Below are 17,249 nucleotides of genomic sequence, written 5' to 3' on the forward strand. Positions count from 1 at the left end.
CGAAGCAGGCAAGATGACCCCATGGTCGAGACCCCGCACTCGTTAGGCGAACTTGCCCGCCGCTACGGCGTCGCAACCGAGTACGAGGATTGGACCGGTCGGCATGTCGATGTGCCGGAAACGACGCTGGTTTCGGTGTTGGCGGCGCTGGGAGTGCCCGCCGCCACCGAGGACGATCGAGCGGCGGCGCTGGACACCCACGACCGCGACTACTGGAGTCGTGCCCTGCCGCCCACCATCGTCGCCCGCGCCGACAGCGACTCGTCGTTCTGGGTGCACGTCACCCACGGCGATCCGGTCGGCCTGTGGATTCGACTGGAAGACGGCAGTGTCCGCGCGGGCATGCGCCAGCTCGAGAACCACACTCCCCCATATGATCTGGGCGACAAGCTAATTGGAGAGGCATCCTTCGAGCTGCCGGATGATCTTCCGTTGGGCTATCACCGGCTCTACATTCAGGCCGGTTCGACCGAATCGAGCACAACGCTGATCGTCGTTCCGGCAAAGCTCGAGATGCCGCCCCGGCTCGGTGCCAAGAGGACGTGGGGGCTGGCTACCCAGCTCTACAGTGTGCAGTCCGAAAGATCCTGGGGTGTTGGTGATTTGACCGATCTGACTGACCTCGCGGTGTGGTCAGGCGCGTGTTACGGCGCCGGGTACATCCTGGTCAATCCCCTGCATGCCGCGGCCCCGGTTGCGCCGATGGAGCCGTCGCCGTACCTGCCGACGTCGCGGCGCTACATCAACCCGCTGTATCTGCGCCCCGAGGCGATCCCCGAGTTCGCCGAGGTCCGCCAGCGCGGCCGAATCCGCAGGACACGGCTCGCGGTGCAGGAGAATGCGCGGCGCACGGAATTGATCGACAGGGATGCGGCGTGGGCTGCCAAGCGCGACGTACTCGAAAGCGTCTACCGGGTAAAGCGATCCGCGGGCCGCCAGGTTGCGTACGAGGCCTATCGCGAACGCGAGGGCGGCAGCCTCGACGACTTCGCGGTCTGGTGTGCACTGGCGGAGCGGCATGGTCCGGATTGGCATCGCTGGCCGAAGAAATTCTCCGGCCCGGCGCGGTCGGGGGTCGCCGAGTTCGCCGCCAAACACGCTGAAACGGTGGATTTCCACCGCTGGTTGCAGTGGCAGCTCGACGATCAGCTGGCGACTGCGCAGTCGACGGCCGTACGCGCGGGCATGGAGCTGGGCATCATGCACGATCTCGCCGTCGGGGTGGACCCGAACGGAGCCGACGCGTGGGCCATGCAGGACGTCCTTGCACTCGGCGTCACTGCGGGCGCACCGCCGGACGAGTTCAACCAGCTGGGCCAGGACTGGTCGCAGCCGCCGTGGCGACCCGACCAGCTCGTCGAACAGGGCTACCGACCGTTTCGGGCCATGGTGAACGCGATTCTGCGGCACGGGAGCGGCGTTCGCGTCGACCACATCATCGGGATGTTCCGGCTGTGGTGGATCCCGAAGGGGGCCCTGCCCACCGACGGCACCTATGTGCGGTATGACCATGAGGCGATGATCGGCATCCTCGCACTGGAGGCTCACCGCGCCGAGGCCGTCGTCGTCGGCGAAGATCTCGGCACGGTCGAACCATGGGTGCGCGACTACCTGGCGCGCCGGGGGCTGCTCGGCACGTCGATCCTGTGGTTCGAGTTGGACCGTGACGGTGACGGCGGACCGCTGCAGGCGCAGCAATGGCGCGAATTCTGTCTGTCGTCGGTGACCACACACGACTTGCCCCCGACGGCCGGCTACCTAGCCGGCGAGCACGTCCGGCTCCGCGACGAACTGGGCCTGTTGACGCGACCGGTCGACGAGGAACTCGCCGATGACCGTGCCGAGCAGGCCGCCTGGGTCACCGAATTGCGACGCGTCGGACTGCTGGGTGAAAAACCCGGCGTCGACGAGACCGTGCTGGCCCTGTATCGGTACCTCGGCCGCACGCCGTCGCGGCTCCTGGGCCTATCGCTGGCCGATGCGGTCGGTGAGATGCGCACCCAGAACCAGCCCGGCACCGACGACGAATATCCGAACTGGCGGATCCCGCTCGGCGGTCCCGACGGGCGTCGATTGCCGCTCGAGGAGGTGTTCGCCGACCCGCGGGCGGCTGCCCTCTGCCAGGCACTGCGAGCAGCGGTGAATCCTCAGATGTAACACTGCGGCCGTGTTCACCGGTTTCACAAACGTCGCGGCTGCGATATGTTCGCAGCGCACCGAGTTAGGGAGAGATCAGTGAAAAAGCTCATCGTCGCAGGCGCCACCGCGCTCGCCGCGAGCACGATCGGCCTGCTCAGCGCGGGACTCGCCAGCTCGGAGCCGGTGAACCCCAATCAGTTGAACGTGATCGGCGAGCCGTATTACAAGGCCGTGAAGATCCTGCACGGGATGGGGATGAGCACCACTTTCGGTGGTTCGGTTGGAAGCGACCTGCCGCAGGCACAGTGCATGGTGACCAGCCAGAAGATGCTCGGCAGCGGCAAGATGCAGATGAACCTCGACTGCACCGAGGAGGCCGCCCAGGAGATGGCCGAACAGGGCAGCATGGGTTCTGGCGGCGCTCCCGGCGCGGTCGGCGGAAACACGCTGCGGCCAGAACAGGTTCCGATCGCCCCCGGTTCGAACGTCGGCGTTCCCACATCGCCTGCGCCGGCGCCACCAGCCGGCTAGGCCTCGGTCAGGCTGCGCAGATTCTCGAGCGTCTCCGTCATGGTCCGACCGACCTGACGTGCCGAAACCCAGTCGGCGATAACACCGAGCACACCACCGGGGGCCTCGTACGCCATCCGGAAGGTCACCTGTGTGCGGCCGTCGGACCCGTCGCGTAGCCGGAACCGGCCACGCTGGGTGATGCCGGTGATGCCGGTCCAGGCCAGATCTCGCGCATCGTCGAACTCGACTACCTCGATGACGCCGCCGACGGGGACCGAACCGATTTTCCAGTGCCCGGTGTAGCGCGACCCGACGCCCGCCGGCCCCTCGGTCACCGGATCCCACCGTTCCAGGTTCGCCATGAACTCCGGATAGCAAGTGGGGTCGCTGACGTGCTTCCACACCGTGTCACGGTCGGCCGCGATCTCGACCCGCCGTTGCAGCCTCATCGGGACCGCCTCTTCTCCGCGCGTGCGCCCATCCGCATCGTCTTCTTCTTCGCGCAAGCGCTCATCAGCCGATCACCGGGAACCGTCTGTCCGCCGCCAGTCTGTCCACACCGGCCTGCAGGCTGCTGAGCACCTTGTCGTTGATGACGTCGTCGTCGCTTGCGGCGATGTCATCGGCGTCGATCGGGTCCTGCACCTCGATCGCGATCTTCGTCGGCAGCGGCAGCCGGGGAACCATGTCGCTGACGGCCAGTCCCCACGGCGGTGCCAACAGAATGGGCACGCTCTTCAGTCGGGCCATCTTGTCGACGCCGAGCAGCCTGGCCAGCCACTGGCCCCGGTCCAGGAAGAGCGCAGCCTCCTGGCCGCCGACGCTCGCGATCGGCACGATCGGCACCCCCGCTTCCCTGGCCAACTTCACGTAACCCTTGCGCCCGCCGAAGTCCACCTCGTGGCGCTTCCACGACGGCCGGAACACCTCGTAGTCACCACCCGGGTACACCAGCAACGCCCCGCCGGACTGCAGCGCGAGCGAGGCGTTGTCGTGGTTGGCGGCGACGGTGCCGAACTTCCGCAGTGATCCAAGGCCGGGCATCGAGACGACGAGGTTGTGCGCCAGTTGGTAGAACGGCCGCTCGACGCCGAAATAGGAGCAGAAAGCCAGCGTGAAGACGAATGTGTCCGGGGGAAGGTTGCCACCGCTGTGATTACCGACCAACAGCACCGGCCCGTTGGCCGGGATGCGGTCGAGACCACGGACGTCGGCCCGGAAATACAACGAGGCCAACAACCAGAGACCGGGTAACTGCTCACGGATGTAGTCGGGGTCGCGCTGGTCGAGGTCGGCCTTGGGTACCCGGGACGACACCTGCTCTTTAGCCCAGTTCAGTACATCGCCCATCCCCGCCATATCGGTCATATTGACATAGCTCAGCTATCTGAAACCTCCGTTCCCATCTAGTGGTCGTAGACTCAGCCCAGCTCACTTCAGGGGAGGGAACCGCGATGCTGCGACCGCGCCGTTTCGAGCAGGAAGTCGATCCGGGGCCTGTCCAGATCCAGGCACGCAAGGTGGCTTTCGACGCCACCGACATCCCGCTCGACTGGATACCCGGACACCCCGTCGCCTCCAATGTGGTCAGCCTGCTCAACGTCGTTCTGCCCGCCGCCGAGCGCTGGTTCGTCGATACGTTCAACGAGGCCCTCCCGCTGGTGCGCGATCCCCAGCTGGCCGACGACATGCGGGGCTTCATCGGTCAGGAAGCGACGCACGCCGACGTGCACGAACAGATGCTGCACGAGTACATGGTCGTCAACGGCATAGACCCGAAACCGATCCTTGAGCAGATCGAGTTCCTGTTCACCAAGACGCTTGCGCCGACGACCTCCACCGACCCGAAGCGTCGGCTCAACCATCTGTGTGACCGGCTGTGGTTCATCGCCGCGATCGAGCACTACACCGCGGTGATGGGCGACTTCGCGTTGAACTGCGCGTGGGACGACTACGGCGCCGACCCAACGATGGTCGACCTGTTCCGCTGGCATGGCAGCGAGGAGGTCGAGCACCGCAGCGTCGCCCACGACGTCGCGGTGTACTTCCACGACAGCTACATCGACCGCATCCGGGCGATGGCGATGGCGGTGGTGGCGATCTTCGTGTTCTTCCAACGCACATCCTGGTTCCTGGTCAAGTCCGACCCGAACGTCGATATCGGCTGGTGGCGGTTCAACCGGCTGCGGATGCGGGACTCCAAGATCGGGCTACTGCCCAAGTACCGCAAGCTGTTCGGGTCGAACACCGCGATGTACTTCCGCCCCGGCTTTTCCCCCCACGAGATGGGTTCCACGGCGCAGGCGGTCGCTTACCTCGCCAGTTCCCCCGCGGCCCGCGCGGCACATATTTGATGGGACTGCTCGACCGCTACCGCCAGGCGCCGCCGAGCGTCTCCGGGCGTCGGCGCCACGACATCGCGCTGGGCATCGCCGATACCTCGGTTTCGGCGCTGTGGGCCATCTCCGGTGCGATCCGCAAGATGAAGCCGCCGCCCGACCCCGATCGTGTCCTCTCGTTGAGGGTGGTCGACCGCCAGGTGGTGGCGCACGACCAGGACGTGGTGGCGCTGACGCTTGCCAGCGCCGACGGACGTCCACTGCCGCGGTGGCATCCCGGTTCGCACCTCGACATCGCGTTGCCCAGCGGTCGGCTGCGTCAGTACTCGCTGTGCGGGGATCCAGCCGACACCGGCCATTACCGGATCGCGGTGCGCCGGATCGTCGACGGCGGCGGCGGATCGATCGAGGTGCACGACGGACTGCCGGTGGGCAGCGGGGTGGCCACCCACGGTCCGCGCAATGCCTTCCCGCTCACCGTCCCCGGCTACGGTTCCCCCACCCACCGCGTCCGTTTCATCGCGGGCGGCATCGGCATCACACCGATCCTGCCGATGTTGGCGCTCGCGGAGCGTCTCGGCGTGGATTGGTCGATGCTGTATGCCGGCCGCAGCCGCGACAGCCTGCCGTTCATTGATGAGGTGAGCCGTTTCGGGGATCACATCACGATCCGTACCGACGACGTTGCGGGTGTGCCGACCGCGGCGGACCTCATCGGAGACTGCGCCGAAGGCACGGCTGTCTACGCGTGCGGACCTGCGGCGATGTTGACGGCGATCCGAAGCGGGCTGGTCGGGAGCGACAACGTCGAGCTTCACTTCGAGCGATTCGCCGCGCCACCGGTCGTCGACGGCCGCGAGTTCACGGTGTCGATCGCCTCGACGGGCCAGGACGTCGTCGTCGGTGCCGACGAAACGCTGCTGACGGCATTGCGGCGCTCGAACGTCGTGGCGCCCTACTCGTGTCAGCAGGGGTTCTGCGGCACGTGCCGGACGCGGGTGATGGCCGGCGCTGTCGACCATCGCGATACGTTGCTCACCGACCCGGAGCGCGCCGGCGGCATGATGCTGGTCTGCATATCGCGCGCGGGGAACGGGGAGCGACTGCTTCTCGATTTGTAGCCCGTCTGTACTATTCGCCCATGCCGCTAGCCGCAGGTCAGACCTTCGCGGACTACACCATCGTGCGGCTTCTGGGGTCCGGAGGCATGGGCGACGTGTACCTTGCCGAGCACCCGCGCCTGCCCCGCCGAGACGCCCTCAAGGTGTTGCGAAACGACGTCTGTGCCGACGACGAATACCGGCGCAGGTTCGACAGGGAAGCCGACCTCGCCGCGACGCTGTGGCACCCGCACATCGTCGGAGTTCATGACCGCGGCGACGTGGACGGCCAGATCTGGATCTCCATGGATTACGTGGACGGAACAGATGCAGCCGAGTTGCTGCGAGACCGGTACCCCAAGGGCATGCCCAAGGAGGATGTACTCAACATCATCACCGGCGTCGCCGAGGCTCTGGACTATGCGCATCAGCAGGGCCTTCTGCACCGCGATGTGAAGCCTGCCAACATCATGTTGAGCACTCCCGCCGAAGGTGTCCAACGGGTTCTATTGGGGGACTTCGGTATTGCCCGCCGGGTCGACGACTCCAACAACCTCACCGCGACGAATATGACGGTGGGCACGGTCTTCTACGCCGCGCCGGAACAGTTGATGGGCGAAGACCTCGACGGGTGCGCGGATCAGTACGCGTTGGCGGCGACGGCGTTCCATCTGCTCAGCGGATCGCCGCCGTTTCACCATTCGAACCCGACCGTGGTCATCAGCCTGCACCTCACTGCCTCTCCGCCGGCTCTATCGGATCGCCGTCCCGAGTTGTCGGCGCTCGATCCGGTCCTCGCCAAGGCCTTGTCGAAGGACCCGAAGGACCGGTTCGTCAGCTGCATGGACTTCTCCCGCGCGCTGGCACACCGACTCGGGGTTGAGCCGCTGGTCGATATCGACCGCACCGAAGCGTCGGTCCCCATCAACCTGCGCCCTCGGGGCGGGGGCAGACACGAGGCGCACCAACCGCCGGGCCGCAAATACTTGAGGCCCGCGTTCATCGTTCCTGCGATCCTGGCCGTGCTCCTTCTCGTGGCGATCGCCCTGGTGCTGATCCAGTTCCGCGAGATCGAGAAGCTTCTGAACGACGACTACACCCCGCCGCCGTCGGCACCGCCGGCGACCGCTCCACGCGCCGATTCGCCGCCTTCGTCAGCGCCGACGACGACGGTCACCGCCTCCGCGCAGGCGATTCCCGCGGCTGCCGTCGTCGGCGCCGACTGTTCGCCGCTGGGCAGCAGCGCCACCACCGCCAACGGCAACACCGTCTACTGCTCGACGCTCGAGTCCACCGGCGCCACGATCTGGTCGACCAGCCAGGGTGAGGTGCCTGCGCCGACGGTCACTGTCACCACCGATGTGACAGACGAGCCGCTGCCGCTCGAGCAGGAGACGCCGGTGCGCGTCTGCATGCAGGAAACCGGCAAGACCCGCAGGGAATGCCGCGAGGCCATCCGGGCCAGCAACGACGGCGGCAACTGACCGGCGCATGACGACATGACACTGGCCGTCGCAGATCGGTTGGCGCTGGCCGACCTCGTTCACCTCTATGCTGCCGCGGTCGACGATCGCCGCTTCGGCGACGTGGCCGAGTTGTTCAGCGAGACAGCCGAATTGCGGCTACCTGACCCGCCGAGATCACTCGATCCTGTCCTCACGCACCGCGGCCGCGACGGTGTACGCGGCGCGATGGCGACCCTGACCGGCCTTGCGCGCACCCAACACGCGATCGTCGGCGAGGTGTATGCACCAGGCTCGGATCCCGGCTACGCGTTGGGTCGAATCACTTGCGTCGCACATCACTTCAGCATCGCCGACGGACAGCCGACCGATCTGGTCTGGCATCTGCGCTACGACGACGAATACCTGCGCACGCGGTCCGGTTGGCGAATACACGGCAGGGCGCTCACGATCAATGCTATTGAGACCCATCAGATTCGGCGTCTTCGACCGCATGCATCAACTGATCGAGAAGCGGCCGCTGACCCTTCAGGAGCTTCGACCGCGCCTCATCGACCGAGAACCAGTCCACCCGGTCGATCTCCGGATACTCCCTGACGTTGCCCGACCCCTTCGGCCATTCGACGGTGAAGGTGTTGCTGACCGTGCCGTCCAGGTCGAGGTCTCCCAGGACCGCGAACGCGGTGATGATTTTGCCGCTCGGCTGACGCAGCGGCGGGAAGTCGATGCGCGGCCCGTCGGGCGGTTGCTTGCCCAGCTCTTCTTTGAATTCGCGTCGGGCGGCAAGCCAGGGGTCTTCCCCATCGGTGTACTCCCCCTTGGGAATCGACCAGGCACCGTCGTCTTTCTTCGCCCAGAACGGTCCGCCCGGATGTCCGATCAGCACCTCTACAGACCCGTCGTCGATGCGGTAGAGAAGGAGACCGGCGCTGAGTTTCGGCATTTGCGAGAGCCTAGTTAAATCCATTCCGGCCTGGCGCTAAAGTGCTCATGTGCAAGAGATGAACCGCCGCAACTTGATGATCATGACCGGGGTGGCCGCACTGGCTGCCGCGACCGCCCTGCCTCGGGCCGCCGCCGATCCCGAACCGCCTGATCAGCCGGTTGCGCCGGGGCCCAATGCCGCCCCGGCGAACATTATTTTCGCCGACGACTTCGACGGCCCGGCCGGCGCGGCCCCTGACTTGTCGAAATGGACCGTGGTCAACTGGAACGAGCCCGTGACACCGCCGGTACTGGGCATGTACCGCGACGATCGCAGGAACGTGTCGCTGGACGGCAACGGCAACCTCGCCCTGCGGGCCACCAAGGAAGGCGACACCTTCTTCACTGGCCGGGTCGACAGCAAGTTCAAGATCGGCATCAACCACACCTGGGAGGCCCGGATACAGCTGCCGCAGGCCCCCGGTCTCTGGCCGGCGTACTGGTTGGTGAACATCGAGGACACCACGGACGGCCGCGGTCCCCTGCCTGACGGTGAAGTCGACATCGTCGAGTGGTACGGCAACGGGTTGTGGGCTCCTGGGACCTCTGTGCACGCCCGGTCCGACGGCAAGACCTGGAATGCTCACCGCTGGCCCGTCGACGGCGCGTGGCACACGTACCGGTGCCAGTGGGACGAAAAGGGCTTCAAGTTCTGGATGGACAACTTCGGCGGACCGCCGTACTTCTCGGTTCCGGCGGGCCCTATCGACGGCGCATGGCCGTTCAACGACCCCGGCTACCTCCTGTTCACCATGCTCAACCTCGCGGTCGGCGGCCCAGGCGGTGGTGACCCCGACTTCGGTCCCGTCTCGCCGCCGATGCTGATCGACTACATCCGGGTGTGGTGAGACGGTGAACCGGGTCGGCGCAGGTGCGGCGGCGGCTGCGCTGCTGGCGAGCCTCGTCGTTCCAGCGGCGGCCAATGCCGAGCCGGCGACCTATGGGAGCAACGGTGTTTTCGGTGTCGGCGCAGAGCCGCCGGAAGGGTGGGCCACCGCCAGCATCCCGCCGGGCCGGTACCGCGTCGACCAGTCGCCGAGCATGTATCCGTATCTGAGCCCACCAGGCTTCTGGCTGCGGTGCAACGACTTCCCGTGTGCAGGCAACTTCCCGGCCCACATCATCGGCAGCGGCGAAGCCGTCCGCGATCAGCCGACCTTCGTCGATATTCTGCGGACGGACGTGGCCGTGTCGCTGAACAACGTCACCCTGACGGTCGCGGGTTGACGGGAGCGGACGGCATTCACCCGCGAGGACTGACTACTTGCGGTCGCCCTCCGTGTCGTCGAAGAATGCCCAGTCGCCGTCGTCAGACTTGACCTCCATGCGCCAGCCGAGCTCGGAATTGTCCGCCTTCTCATCGACGAACCAGGCGTGCGCGTCGTCGGCGCTTTCGATGTCCTTGGTGTCGACGACGTCACCCTTGGGATTCAGTACTCGATAGGTAGCCATGGAGTCGGAGTTCCCCGTCCGCCGAGGTTCACACCGACCGTGCACCTTCAGTTGGCCTTCGGCAGCGGAATCCCCTCGGACGTGGAGAACCGCGCATCGTCCTGACTCGACAGGCCGACCGAGACGACGGACCGGTCGAAGAACACGTCGGTGAGGTAGGCCATCGACACCGCCCAGCGGTTGACCGCGCGCGGCATGGCGTACAGGTGGTACATCCGCGTCACCAGCTTCGCGGCGTACCCGGACAGGTGGATGTTCAGTGGGTTGGCGACCGCGTAGTGCGGGCCGAGGTCGACGACCAGGCCCATGTTGCGGTGCTTGTACTGCTTGGGCTTGCCGAATCCCAGGCTGGCAGCGACGTTGCGGCCCAACACCTTTCCCTGGCGAATCGCGTGCTGCGCGGTCGGCGGCGTGATCTTGCCGGGCTGGGTCAGGTCCGGAACCGCGGCCGCGTCACCGGCGGCGTACACATCGGGATGGCCGGGTACCTGCAGATCGGCCTGCACCTTCAACCGGCCGCGCTCGGTCGGCAGTCCGAGTTTTTCGATCAGTGGCGCGCCGGTGACGCCGGTCACCCATGCGACGGTGTGTGTGTCGATGCGCGAGTCGTCGCTCAGCACAACGTGATCGGGGTGCACTTCCTTCAACGTCAGGCCGAGCCGCACATCGATGCCCCGTTCGCGGAGCACCTTCTGCACGCTTTTTCCCAGTTTCTCGCCCACTTCGGGCATCACCTGCTCGGCCATGTCGAGCAGTACGAACTTCACATCGTCGGGGTCGAAGCCCATCTGCTTGCCCGCCGTGTCGGCCAGCGCCTGCAGCTGCACGACCAGCTCGGTGCCCGAGTAGGAGGCGCCTACCACGACGACCGTGCGCCTGGCCCTGATCCGGTCCTCGTCGTCGTCGATGTTGGCCAACTCGAGCTTTTCGAGCATGTGGTCGCGGAGATAGACCGCCTCAGCCGTCGACTTCAGGCCTCGTGCGTATTCGGCCAGCCCGGGAATGTCGAACAGCCGGGTGACTGATCCCGGCGTGAGCACCAGCCGGTCCCACGACAGGCTGCGCGATCGCTGTTCGGGGTCGGTGTAGGTGACGGTGTGTCCGTCGAGGTCGACGTAGTCCACCCGGCCACGCACCGCTCGCACGCCGTGCAGCGTGTTGGCCAGCGGGATGGTGACGAATCGCGCGTCGACGAGGCCGCCGGCGACATCGGGCAACAGCGGCGTGTACAGCATGTAGTCGACCGGCGAGACGATGGAGATGTCGACGGGGGCGTTGTGCTTGCGGAGTTGACGGGACAATCGGCGAGCGCACTCGAACCCGGTGAATCCGCTACCGACGATTACGACAGAAGTTCTCGAAGTCATGCCGGGGGCATACCCACTATGGGCTGGCCAACAGCGTGGCGAACTTCGTTGCCTTCCACGGCTTCCTACCGCCCGCGCGCAGCTTGCCCCGCAGGATCGGCGACCATTGCGAGATACGACCGTAGCCGAGCAGCAGAAATGCGACGGGATCTGCGGTGATCACGCAGTCGGGTTTCGCTCCGGCGGCCGTGACGACGGCTGTTCCCCTGTCGACCGCCATCCGGTAGTGGTTCGCTCCGCGAATTCGGAGCTCGAAGCTGACCTGCGCGGGGGCCGCGGACGGCCGCAGATACTCGGGCGCGACGGACATGACGCCCGGAATGATCAGCAGCGCGTCCGCCGGGTCGATTTCCCAGCCGATGCCCGCCGCCCGCGCGATATCCAGCCCGTGCACCACCTGCTCACCCAGCAGCAGGCTGGTCATCGCCGCGGGACCGAGCACCAGGCCGTTGGCGATGGGGATCGCCGCCGACTCGTCGGCCACCGCGGCGGCAGCCAGGTAGGCCAGGGACGCCTGCTCGAGCAGCACCGCGAGCCGGTTCACGTCTCGTTCCGGCACGTCGATGAGTTGTCGTGCGTTCACGACGGCGCCCATCCGCGACGGGCTCTCCATCGGACGGTTCGCATGCGTCATATAGCCGCCGGTGTGCCGGTTCAGTGCAAGCGTGTAATCACGCAGCTCGGCGGTCATGTGCGCCGCTGTTTCGGCGACGGTCCAGCTCAGTCCGGGTACGGGCGAGGCGGCGTCGTCGATGTGTCGAAGGAGTTCTGCGGTCCGCCCGACGGCGGCGCGCAGTGCGTCTTTGGCTTGATCGTGGGCAAGGCGGGCGTCTTCGGCCGGGCCGGTGACGCGAACGGGGGCTGAAGTCATAGAATGACTATTTCACATATCGATACTATGTCAATAGGCTACGTTGGTCCTCTTCACTCCGGAATGCGAGAGCAATGCCCACGTCGTCAGAACCGTCGTCCCTGCGCGCAGAGCAGGTCGCACAGACGCGCGCCGCGCTGGTAGCCGCGGGCCGCAGGCTGTTCGGCGAGAACGGCTTCCGGGGTACTTCGGTGGAGGATTTGGCTCGTGAGGCACGAGTCACCACAGGAGCGCTCTACCACCACTTCCCCACTAAGACTGCGCTTTTCGAGGCGGTCTTCGAACAGGCGCACATGGACATGATGTCGGCATCGACTGAGGCCGCCAAGGGCGCCAAGGACGGTCTCGACGAACTGGCGCTGGGATTCGACGCCTTCCTCGACGGTGTCCTGCAGCCCGATGTGCAACGAATCCTCGTGCTGGACGGGCCTGCGGTGCTGGGCCTCGCCCGCTACACCGAGCTGGACGAGCAGTACGCCTACGCCGTCATCGTCGGGTCGCTGAAAGCGGCCGCCAGGGCGGGCACGGTCCAGATCGACGATCCGGAGACCGCGACCAGGCTGCTGCTGGGCGCCCTGACCCGCGGCGCGATGTTGATCGCGAACTCCGCCAACCCGCTGAAGACACGACACGCTGTCGCCAAGTCGATGCGTGCCTTGCTGAACAGCTTCGTGCCATGACCAGACCGCTGCGCCGATGGGATCCGTTCCGGCCTCTCGACATGCTTGCCACGCTGTGGTCGACGGCCGCCGTCGCCCCCGTCAGCTCCGGCGCGGCCGCTGCGTACAAGACGTTGTTCATGACACTTCGCCGGCTGGTGGTCGGTCGAGAATTGACCGTCCGGCTCGACGGAGGCGACATCACGCTCACCGTGACAGAGTTCGACTCTCGTCTCGACGTCCGCGGCCTTGCAGTGGGTCAGCTCAGCGACGTTCGGCTCGCGGCGTGCGACATCCGTTGGGACGACAACAGATTGGATCGGGCCACCGCCGTCCTGCACAACGTGCATCTTCGCCCGTCCGCGCCGCCGGTGCTGATCGCGGCACCAGTCGACCTGACGGTGGAGCTCCCCGCGGACGCGCTCGATGATCTGTTCCGCCTCGCGGCACCGAGGCTTGCGGGTGAGATCGGCGAGGACGGCGTCGCACGGTTACGGCTCGCGCGCAGACCCGGGCTCGGACACCTCGAGGTGGACGCAGTGCTGGACGGATCCACGTTGTGGCTCAAGCCGCGCGGTCTGGTGCTGCGTCGCACACGCATGCGGTTGCCCGGTCGCACGCCGTCCTACCCCGTGCACCTGCCGGAACTTCCGCACGGACTTCAGTTGACGGACATCAGCATTGAGCCGGACAAGCTGTGTCTCTCTGGCACTTTGCAGGAATGGCGGGTCGACGTTCCGCGCACGCGCCTCGAGGACGTCATCAACCAGCTCAGCGTCGTGGGTCGACCCCTCAACCTGACCCTGTTCGGCCGCTAGAGTCACGCGCACGGTGGACGGCGTGTACACCCGCTACGTCGCCCTGGGCGACAGCCAGACCGAGGGGCTGTGGGACGGCGACGATTCCGACGGAATCGTGGGTTTCGCCGACCGGCTGGCGGTGATGCTCGACGATCAACTGCCCCAGGCCTTGGCGATGCGACCCGATCTGGTCAGCGTCTGCGTCGGTATGAACGACATCACCCGCCCTGGACTGCTCTTCTTCGATCGCGCACTGGCCGATCTGGACCTGATGTACCGCGCGCCGTCGATGGTCCAGCCGGACACCTGGAGCAACGATCGGGTGCACGGGTCGACGAAAGGCCACATCCTGTTCGCCGCAGCGGCCGCCGAAGCCCTCGACCCGCCCGCGGCTGGCCAGCCTGGTCGGTTAGAAGCCGAGAAGTCCCAGCGGAATCGGCGACTCGCCGTTGCCGACGGAATCCAGCACCCGCGGGCAGAGGAACGAGATGGCCAGGCCGGTGAACATGTTGGCTCCGCCGAGCGACATGCCCGTGGTGTCCGCGACCTTCGCGGCGGCGTCGGCGGCGTTCTGGCCCGGCTCGGACAACATCGGGCACACGGACTGGCCGGCCGCGACCAGATCGGATGGGTCGGTGGTGCCCCCGAGGCCGGCGCCCGACACCGCATCCAAGAACGCGTCGGTGCTCGAGTCGGCCTGGGCCGGCGCCGCGATCATGCACGCCGTTGCGGCCACGCCAGCGAACACGGTGATCAGGCGAATCGGCCCGGTGAGTCTACGCATCTGCAGCATCGTAGATGACCGACGGATTAGGGGCTAACCGGCACGTCAACTACGCTGTGACGATGCCGAAATCACCTGAAGCAGGCGGTGAGCTGAAGCCTCATTTCGACGATGTGCAGGCACACTACGACCTGAGCGACGACTTCTTCGCGTTGTTCCTCGACCCGTCGCGGACGTACAGCTGCGCCTACTTCGAGCGTGACGACATGACACTCGAGGAGGCCCAACTGGCGAAGGTGGACCTGGCGCTGGGCAAACTGGGCCTCGAACCGGGTATGACGCTTCTGGACATCGGCTGCGGGTGGGGTGCCACCATGCGGCGGGCGATCGAGCGCTACGACGTCAATGTCGTTGGCCTCACGTTGTCGAAGAATCAGGCCGCCTACGTCCAGAAGACGTTCGACGAGCTGGACAGCCCACGAACCAAGCGGGTGCTGCTACGGGGTTGGGAACAGTTCGACGAGCCGGTTGACCGAATCGTCTCGATCGGCGCGTTCGAGCACTTCGGCCACGATCGCTATCCGGACTTCTTCGGGATGTCGCATCGCGTGCTTCCTGACGACGGTGTCATGCTGCTGCACACAATCGTCGGCGAGAATCCGGCGCGCGCAAAGGAACTCGGCATCCCGTTGACGTTCGAGCTGGCCCGGTTCATCAAGTTCATCATGACCGAGATCTTCCCCGGCGGACGGTTGCCGTCGGTGCCGATGGTCGAGGAGCGCGCGGCGGAGGGCGGCTTCACGCTGACCCGCAAGCAGGAGCTGCGACCGCACTACGCGCGCACGCTCGACTTGTGGGCGGCCGCCTTGCAGGAACACAAAGACGAGGCCATCGCGATCCAGTCCGAGGAGGTCTACGAGCGTTACATGCGTTACCTCACCGGATGCGCGAAGATGTTCCGCGACCGCCAGGTCGACGTCGTCCAGTTCACCCTGCAGAAGTAGGGCCTCTACATCGTGTCCCAGGTGGCGTCGAGCTGCTCCGCGACGTCGATCACCTTCGCCTTGAGCGATTCCGGGCTGTCGATCTCCCCTGCGACGTGCGCCGAGATGAACCGCCGGACCTCGGCGTCGACACCGGCGACGACCCGCAGCAGCTCGGCCCGTAGGGATTTCGAGGTGACATGGATCTCGATGTCCGACGGTCGAGGTTTCTGAACGTCGAGGATGAGCAGGAGTGGTTTGGCGGCCCGCGCGGTCGCGCTCAAGGCGATCTCGCCGTAGACGACGAATTTCGGTTTGTCGATGCGTAGGTCGATCACCATGTCGATCTCCAGCGGGATGCGGATCGCGAACGTGATCAACTCGCCGTCGGACCGGACGACCTTCGGTTCCTGAATGCGGACCTTGGCGGTGACTTTGGCGATTTTGCCGGGTCCCTGGCCCATGGGGCCCATCTCGAACTCGTCACCGGCAATCGCGCCGATCGCGTCGCCGACGCGCTTCTCGGTCACGGCGATTTCGTAGAACCGCCTGCCGAAGTCCTCATAGGTGACGTACTCGTAGCCATCCATAGGTGTCTACCGTCTCATGTCCTCGGCGATTACTGGCACATATGCCGGGTCCTACCGGGTGGCTCAGCCGCGGTTGTCTTCGCTGCGAGCCTCTGCTCCGGTCTCCCCCGCGTCGATCGAGTCGTCGGACGACGTCTCGCCCACATAGCTGCCGTCCTCGCCGTGCTTGCCCGCACGCGAGCCTGCGACCTTGTCGTCCGTCTCGACGTCTTCTTCGCTCTTTGCATCTTCGCCTGGGGCCATGACGATGAACTACCCCGGCAAGTAGGACCCAAACTCTTACCCTGTCCCGGGTTCGCCCGTTAGGCTCTGGCGAGGAAGGTGGGGCCAATGATTCGTGGACTAGTCGTCGCCGCAGCAGCGGCATGTGTCGCCATCGGCGGTGCACCGGTCGCCGTGGGCGATCCGAACGACAACTTGTATTTCGACAAGCCGGGGCGGTACGCCTCCGACGTGCCGTTCATGAACTACGAGGCCCGTCTGTCGGCGCCCTGCGACAACTTCGAGATCAACACGTTCGGGCGCGGCCCAGGCGGTGAGCCGCTGCAATGCCATTGGATCCCGAACCAGTGGCCGCCCGTGTACACCGGTTTCTGGGTTATCTCGCCGGAGATCCACGGTGTCCAGGAGATCGGCAGCCCGTGCCCGGGTGACCAGGCGGCCGCCCAGGCCCCCGACGGGCGCCCACTGCTGTGCCTCGCCGACCAGGGCTGGCAGCCGGGCTTCTTCACCGGCACCGGGTTCTGGCCGACTTAGCCCCGGCCTAGTTCGCAGCGTCGTCGAATGCTCGCCGGATGCCGGCGAGCATTTCGGTGTGCGCCTCGACCGCCTTGCGGATGGTCAGCGACGCCAGTGGCCATGGCGCTTCGATCTGCATCCTCTCGACCATGAAGCTTCCCGTCGGTGTCGGTTCGAAGGCAACGCAGCCGCGCAGCCGCACTCGAGGGAACTGTCGGGCGTCGGTGCGTATGTCGCCGGTCACCGGAACCTGAAGTCGGGCAACGTAACTCGTCCGCAGGCGCAACGGGCCGAGCGGGATCCGGTCCCTCACCCGGTAGGTCTGCACATAGCCGTCGGGGGTCTCGGTGCGGTCGAGGGTCCGCACCGACACCACAAGGGGATGGACGAGCTTGATGTTGTCCAGGTCGGCGTAGAACCTGCGGACGTCGTCCGGAGGCGCCGCAACCTCTTGGCAGAGCTCGCGCTCGGCCCTCGTGATCCACCGCCTCACGGTGCACAATCTAATCCGCCCCGCCGCGAGAATG

Annotated in this window: 21 protein-coding genes and 2 pseudogenes; 13 read left to right on the top strand and 10 right to left on the bottom strand. The window is 66.1% G+C overall.

Annotation, left to right across the window (positions count from 1 at the left end; translation table 11 throughout):
- The first annotated feature begins 21 nt into the window (after positions 1-21).
- Both malQ and QOJ24_RS23855 read left to right on the top strand, forming a co-directional pair.
- A complete protein-coding gene (malQ, locus tag QOJ24_RS23850) occupies positions 22-2,157 on the top strand; it encodes a 4-alpha-glucanotransferase (RefSeq protein ID WP_526265803.1) in 2,136 nt (711 codons plus the stop codon).
- A gap of 78 nt (positions 2,158-2,235) precedes the next feature.
- Positions 2,236-2,670, top strand: a complete 435-nt coding sequence (locus tag QOJ24_RS23855; RefSeq protein WP_526265805.1) for a hypothetical protein — start codon at positions 2,236-2,238, stop codon at positions 2,668-2,670.
- Here the strand turns inward: QOJ24_RS23855 and QOJ24_RS23860 are convergent.
- Together QOJ24_RS23860 and QOJ24_RS23865 are read right to left on the bottom strand one after the other, a co-directional pair.
- On the bottom strand, positions 2,667-3,101 hold the full coding sequence (locus QOJ24_RS23860; protein ID WP_526265807.1) for an SRPBCC family protein: 435 nt from the start codon (positions 3,099-3,101) through the stop codon (positions 2,667-2,669). The genes QOJ24_RS23855 and QOJ24_RS23860 overlap by 4 nt on opposite strands.
- A 64-nt stretch (positions 3,102-3,165) precedes the next feature.
- Positions 3,166-4,011, bottom strand: a complete 846-nt coding sequence (locus QOJ24_RS23865) for a lysophospholipid acyltransferase family protein (protein ID WP_526265851.1) — start codon at positions 4,009-4,011, stop codon at positions 3,166-3,168.
- A 95-nt stretch (positions 4,012-4,106) separates the two neighbouring features.
- Between QOJ24_RS23865 and QOJ24_RS23870 the strand changes: the two genes are divergently transcribed.
- The 4 genes and pseudogenes from QOJ24_RS23870 to QOJ24_RS23885 all read left to right on the top strand — a co-directional run.
- The gene (locus QOJ24_RS23870; RefSeq protein ID WP_526265809.1) at positions 4,107-5,006 is read left to right on the top strand and encodes a metal-dependent hydrolase; all 900 of its coding nucleotides are present in this window, start codon (positions 4,107-4,109) and stop codon (positions 5,004-5,006) included.
- Positions 5,006-6,112 (top strand): PDR/VanB family oxidoreductase, encoded by a 1,107-nt coding sequence (locus QOJ24_RS23875; RefSeq protein WP_526265811.1) that lies wholly within the window; start codon positions 5,006-5,008, stop codon positions 6,110-6,112. The genes QOJ24_RS23870 and QOJ24_RS23875 overlap by 1 nt, the downstream gene beginning before the upstream one ends.
- Before the next feature lie 20 nt (positions 6,113-6,132).
- Complete coding sequence (locus tag QOJ24_RS23880) at positions 6,133-7,575, top strand: serine/threonine-protein kinase (RefSeq protein WP_526265812.1); 1,443 nt, start codon at positions 6,133-6,135, stop codon at positions 7,573-7,575.
- A gap of 15 nt (positions 7,576-7,590) precedes the next feature.
- Positions 7,591-7,935: pseudogene (locus QOJ24_RS23885) on the top strand (nuclear transport factor 2 family protein); the annotation flags it as partial.
- A 76-nt stretch (positions 7,936-8,011) separates the two neighbouring features.
- Here the strand turns inward: QOJ24_RS23885 and QOJ24_RS23890 are convergent.
- Positions 8,012-8,497: an NUDIX hydrolase gene (locus tag QOJ24_RS23890; RefSeq protein WP_526265814.1), complete on the bottom strand. Its 486-nt coding sequence runs from the start codon at positions 8,495-8,497 to the stop codon at positions 8,012-8,014.
- A gap of 58 nt (positions 8,498-8,555) precedes the next feature.
- On the opposite strand from QOJ24_RS23890, the gene QOJ24_RS23895 reads away from it, so the two are divergent.
- Together QOJ24_RS23895 and QOJ24_RS23900 are read left to right on the top strand one after the other, a co-directional pair.
- On the top strand, positions 8,556-9,386 hold the full coding sequence (locus QOJ24_RS23895) for a glycoside hydrolase family 16 protein (RefSeq protein WP_526265852.1): 831 nt from the start codon (positions 8,556-8,558) through the stop codon (positions 9,384-9,386).
- Between the two features lie 4 nt (positions 9,387-9,390).
- Positions 9,391-9,765: a hypothetical protein gene (locus tag QOJ24_RS23900; protein ID WP_526265816.1), complete on the top strand. Its 375-nt coding sequence runs from the start codon at positions 9,391-9,393 to the stop codon at positions 9,763-9,765.
- Positions 9,766-9,798: 33 nt separating this feature from the next.
- Here the strand turns inward: QOJ24_RS23900 and QOJ24_RS23905 are convergent, their stop codons facing one another.
- From QOJ24_RS23905 to QOJ24_RS23915, 3 genes are read right to left on the bottom strand one after another with little or no spacing between them, the layout of a single operon-like run.
- Positions 9,799-9,990, bottom strand: a complete 192-nt coding sequence (locus tag QOJ24_RS23905; RefSeq protein ID WP_526265817.1) for a hypothetical protein — start codon at positions 9,988-9,990, stop codon at positions 9,799-9,801.
- Between the two features lie 47 nt (positions 9,991-10,037).
- Entirely contained in the window at positions 10,038-11,357 is a 1,320-nt protein-coding gene (locus QOJ24_RS23910; protein ID WP_526265819.1) for an NAD(P)/FAD-dependent oxidoreductase, read from the bottom strand.
- Positions 11,358-11,373: 16 nt separating this feature from the next.
- On the bottom strand, positions 11,374-12,228 hold the full coding sequence (locus QOJ24_RS23915) for a maleylpyruvate isomerase N-terminal domain-containing protein (protein WP_526265821.1): 855 nt from the start codon (positions 12,226-12,228) through the stop codon (positions 11,374-11,376).
- A 74-nt stretch (positions 12,229-12,302) separates the two neighbouring features.
- On the opposite strand from QOJ24_RS23915, the gene QOJ24_RS23920 reads away from it, so the two are divergent.
- From QOJ24_RS23920 to QOJ24_RS23930, 3 genes and pseudogenes are all read left to right on the top strand, one after another.
- Positions 12,303-12,908, top strand: coding sequence for a TetR/AcrR family transcriptional regulator (locus QOJ24_RS23920; protein ID WP_526265823.1), 606 nt, complete (start codon positions 12,303-12,305; stop codon positions 12,906-12,908).
- A complete protein-coding gene (locus QOJ24_RS23925) occupies positions 12,905-13,705 on the top strand; it encodes an LmeA family phospholipid-binding protein (protein WP_526265825.1) in 801 nt (266 codons plus the stop codon). The genes QOJ24_RS23920 and QOJ24_RS23925 overlap by 4 nt, the downstream gene beginning before the upstream one ends.
- Before the next feature lie 13 nt (positions 13,706-13,718).
- Positions 13,719-14,162, top strand: a pseudogene (locus tag QOJ24_RS23930) (SGNH/GDSL hydrolase family protein); the annotation flags it as partial.
- On the opposite strand, the gene QOJ24_RS23935 reads toward QOJ24_RS23930, so the two are convergent.
- Positions 14,097-14,471 carry a DUF732 domain-containing protein gene (locus QOJ24_RS23935; RefSeq protein WP_526265826.1) on the bottom strand — a complete coding sequence of 125 codons (375 nt, stop codon included), beginning with the start codon at positions 14,469-14,471 and terminating at the stop codon, positions 14,097-14,099. The pseudogene QOJ24_RS23930 and the gene QOJ24_RS23935 overlap by 66 nt on opposite strands.
- A gap of 62 nt (positions 14,472-14,533) precedes the next feature.
- Between QOJ24_RS23935 and QOJ24_RS23940 the strand changes: the two genes are divergently transcribed.
- A complete protein-coding gene (locus QOJ24_RS23940; RefSeq protein WP_526265828.1) occupies positions 14,534-15,415 on the top strand; it encodes a cyclopropane mycolic acid synthase family methyltransferase in 882 nt (293 codons plus the stop codon).
- 5 nt (positions 15,416-15,420) lie between these two features.
- On the opposite strand, the gene QOJ24_RS23945 is transcribed toward QOJ24_RS23940, so the two are convergent.
- Entirely contained in the window at positions 15,421-15,984 is a 564-nt protein-coding gene (locus tag QOJ24_RS23945; protein ID WP_526265829.1) for a hypothetical protein, read from the bottom strand.
- Between the two features lie 63 nt (positions 15,985-16,047).
- Complete coding sequence (locus QOJ24_RS23950; protein ID WP_526265830.1) at positions 16,048-16,227, bottom strand: hypothetical protein; 180 nt, start codon at positions 16,225-16,227, stop codon at positions 16,048-16,050.
- Between the two features lie 87 nt (positions 16,228-16,314).
- On the opposite strand from QOJ24_RS23950, the gene QOJ24_RS23955 reads away from it, so the two are divergent.
- The gene (locus QOJ24_RS23955; RefSeq protein WP_526265831.1) at positions 16,315-16,740 is read left to right on the top strand and encodes a hypothetical protein; all 426 of its coding nucleotides are present in this window, start codon (positions 16,315-16,317) and stop codon (positions 16,738-16,740) included.
- A 7-nt stretch (positions 16,741-16,747) separates the two neighbouring features.
- On the opposite strand, the gene QOJ24_RS23960 is transcribed toward QOJ24_RS23955, so the two are convergent.
- The gene (locus QOJ24_RS23960; RefSeq protein ID WP_526265832.1) at positions 16,748-17,215 is read right to left on the bottom strand and encodes an SRPBCC family protein; all 468 of its coding nucleotides are present in this window, start codon (positions 17,213-17,215) and stop codon (positions 16,748-16,750) included.
- Positions 17,216-17,249: the final 34 nt, after the last annotated feature.

The sequence above is a fragment of the Mycobacterium sp. genome, from assembly GCF_032159775.1.
Taxonomy (GTDB): Bacteria; Actinomycetota; Actinomycetes; order Mycobacteriales; family Mycobacteriaceae; genus Mycobacterium.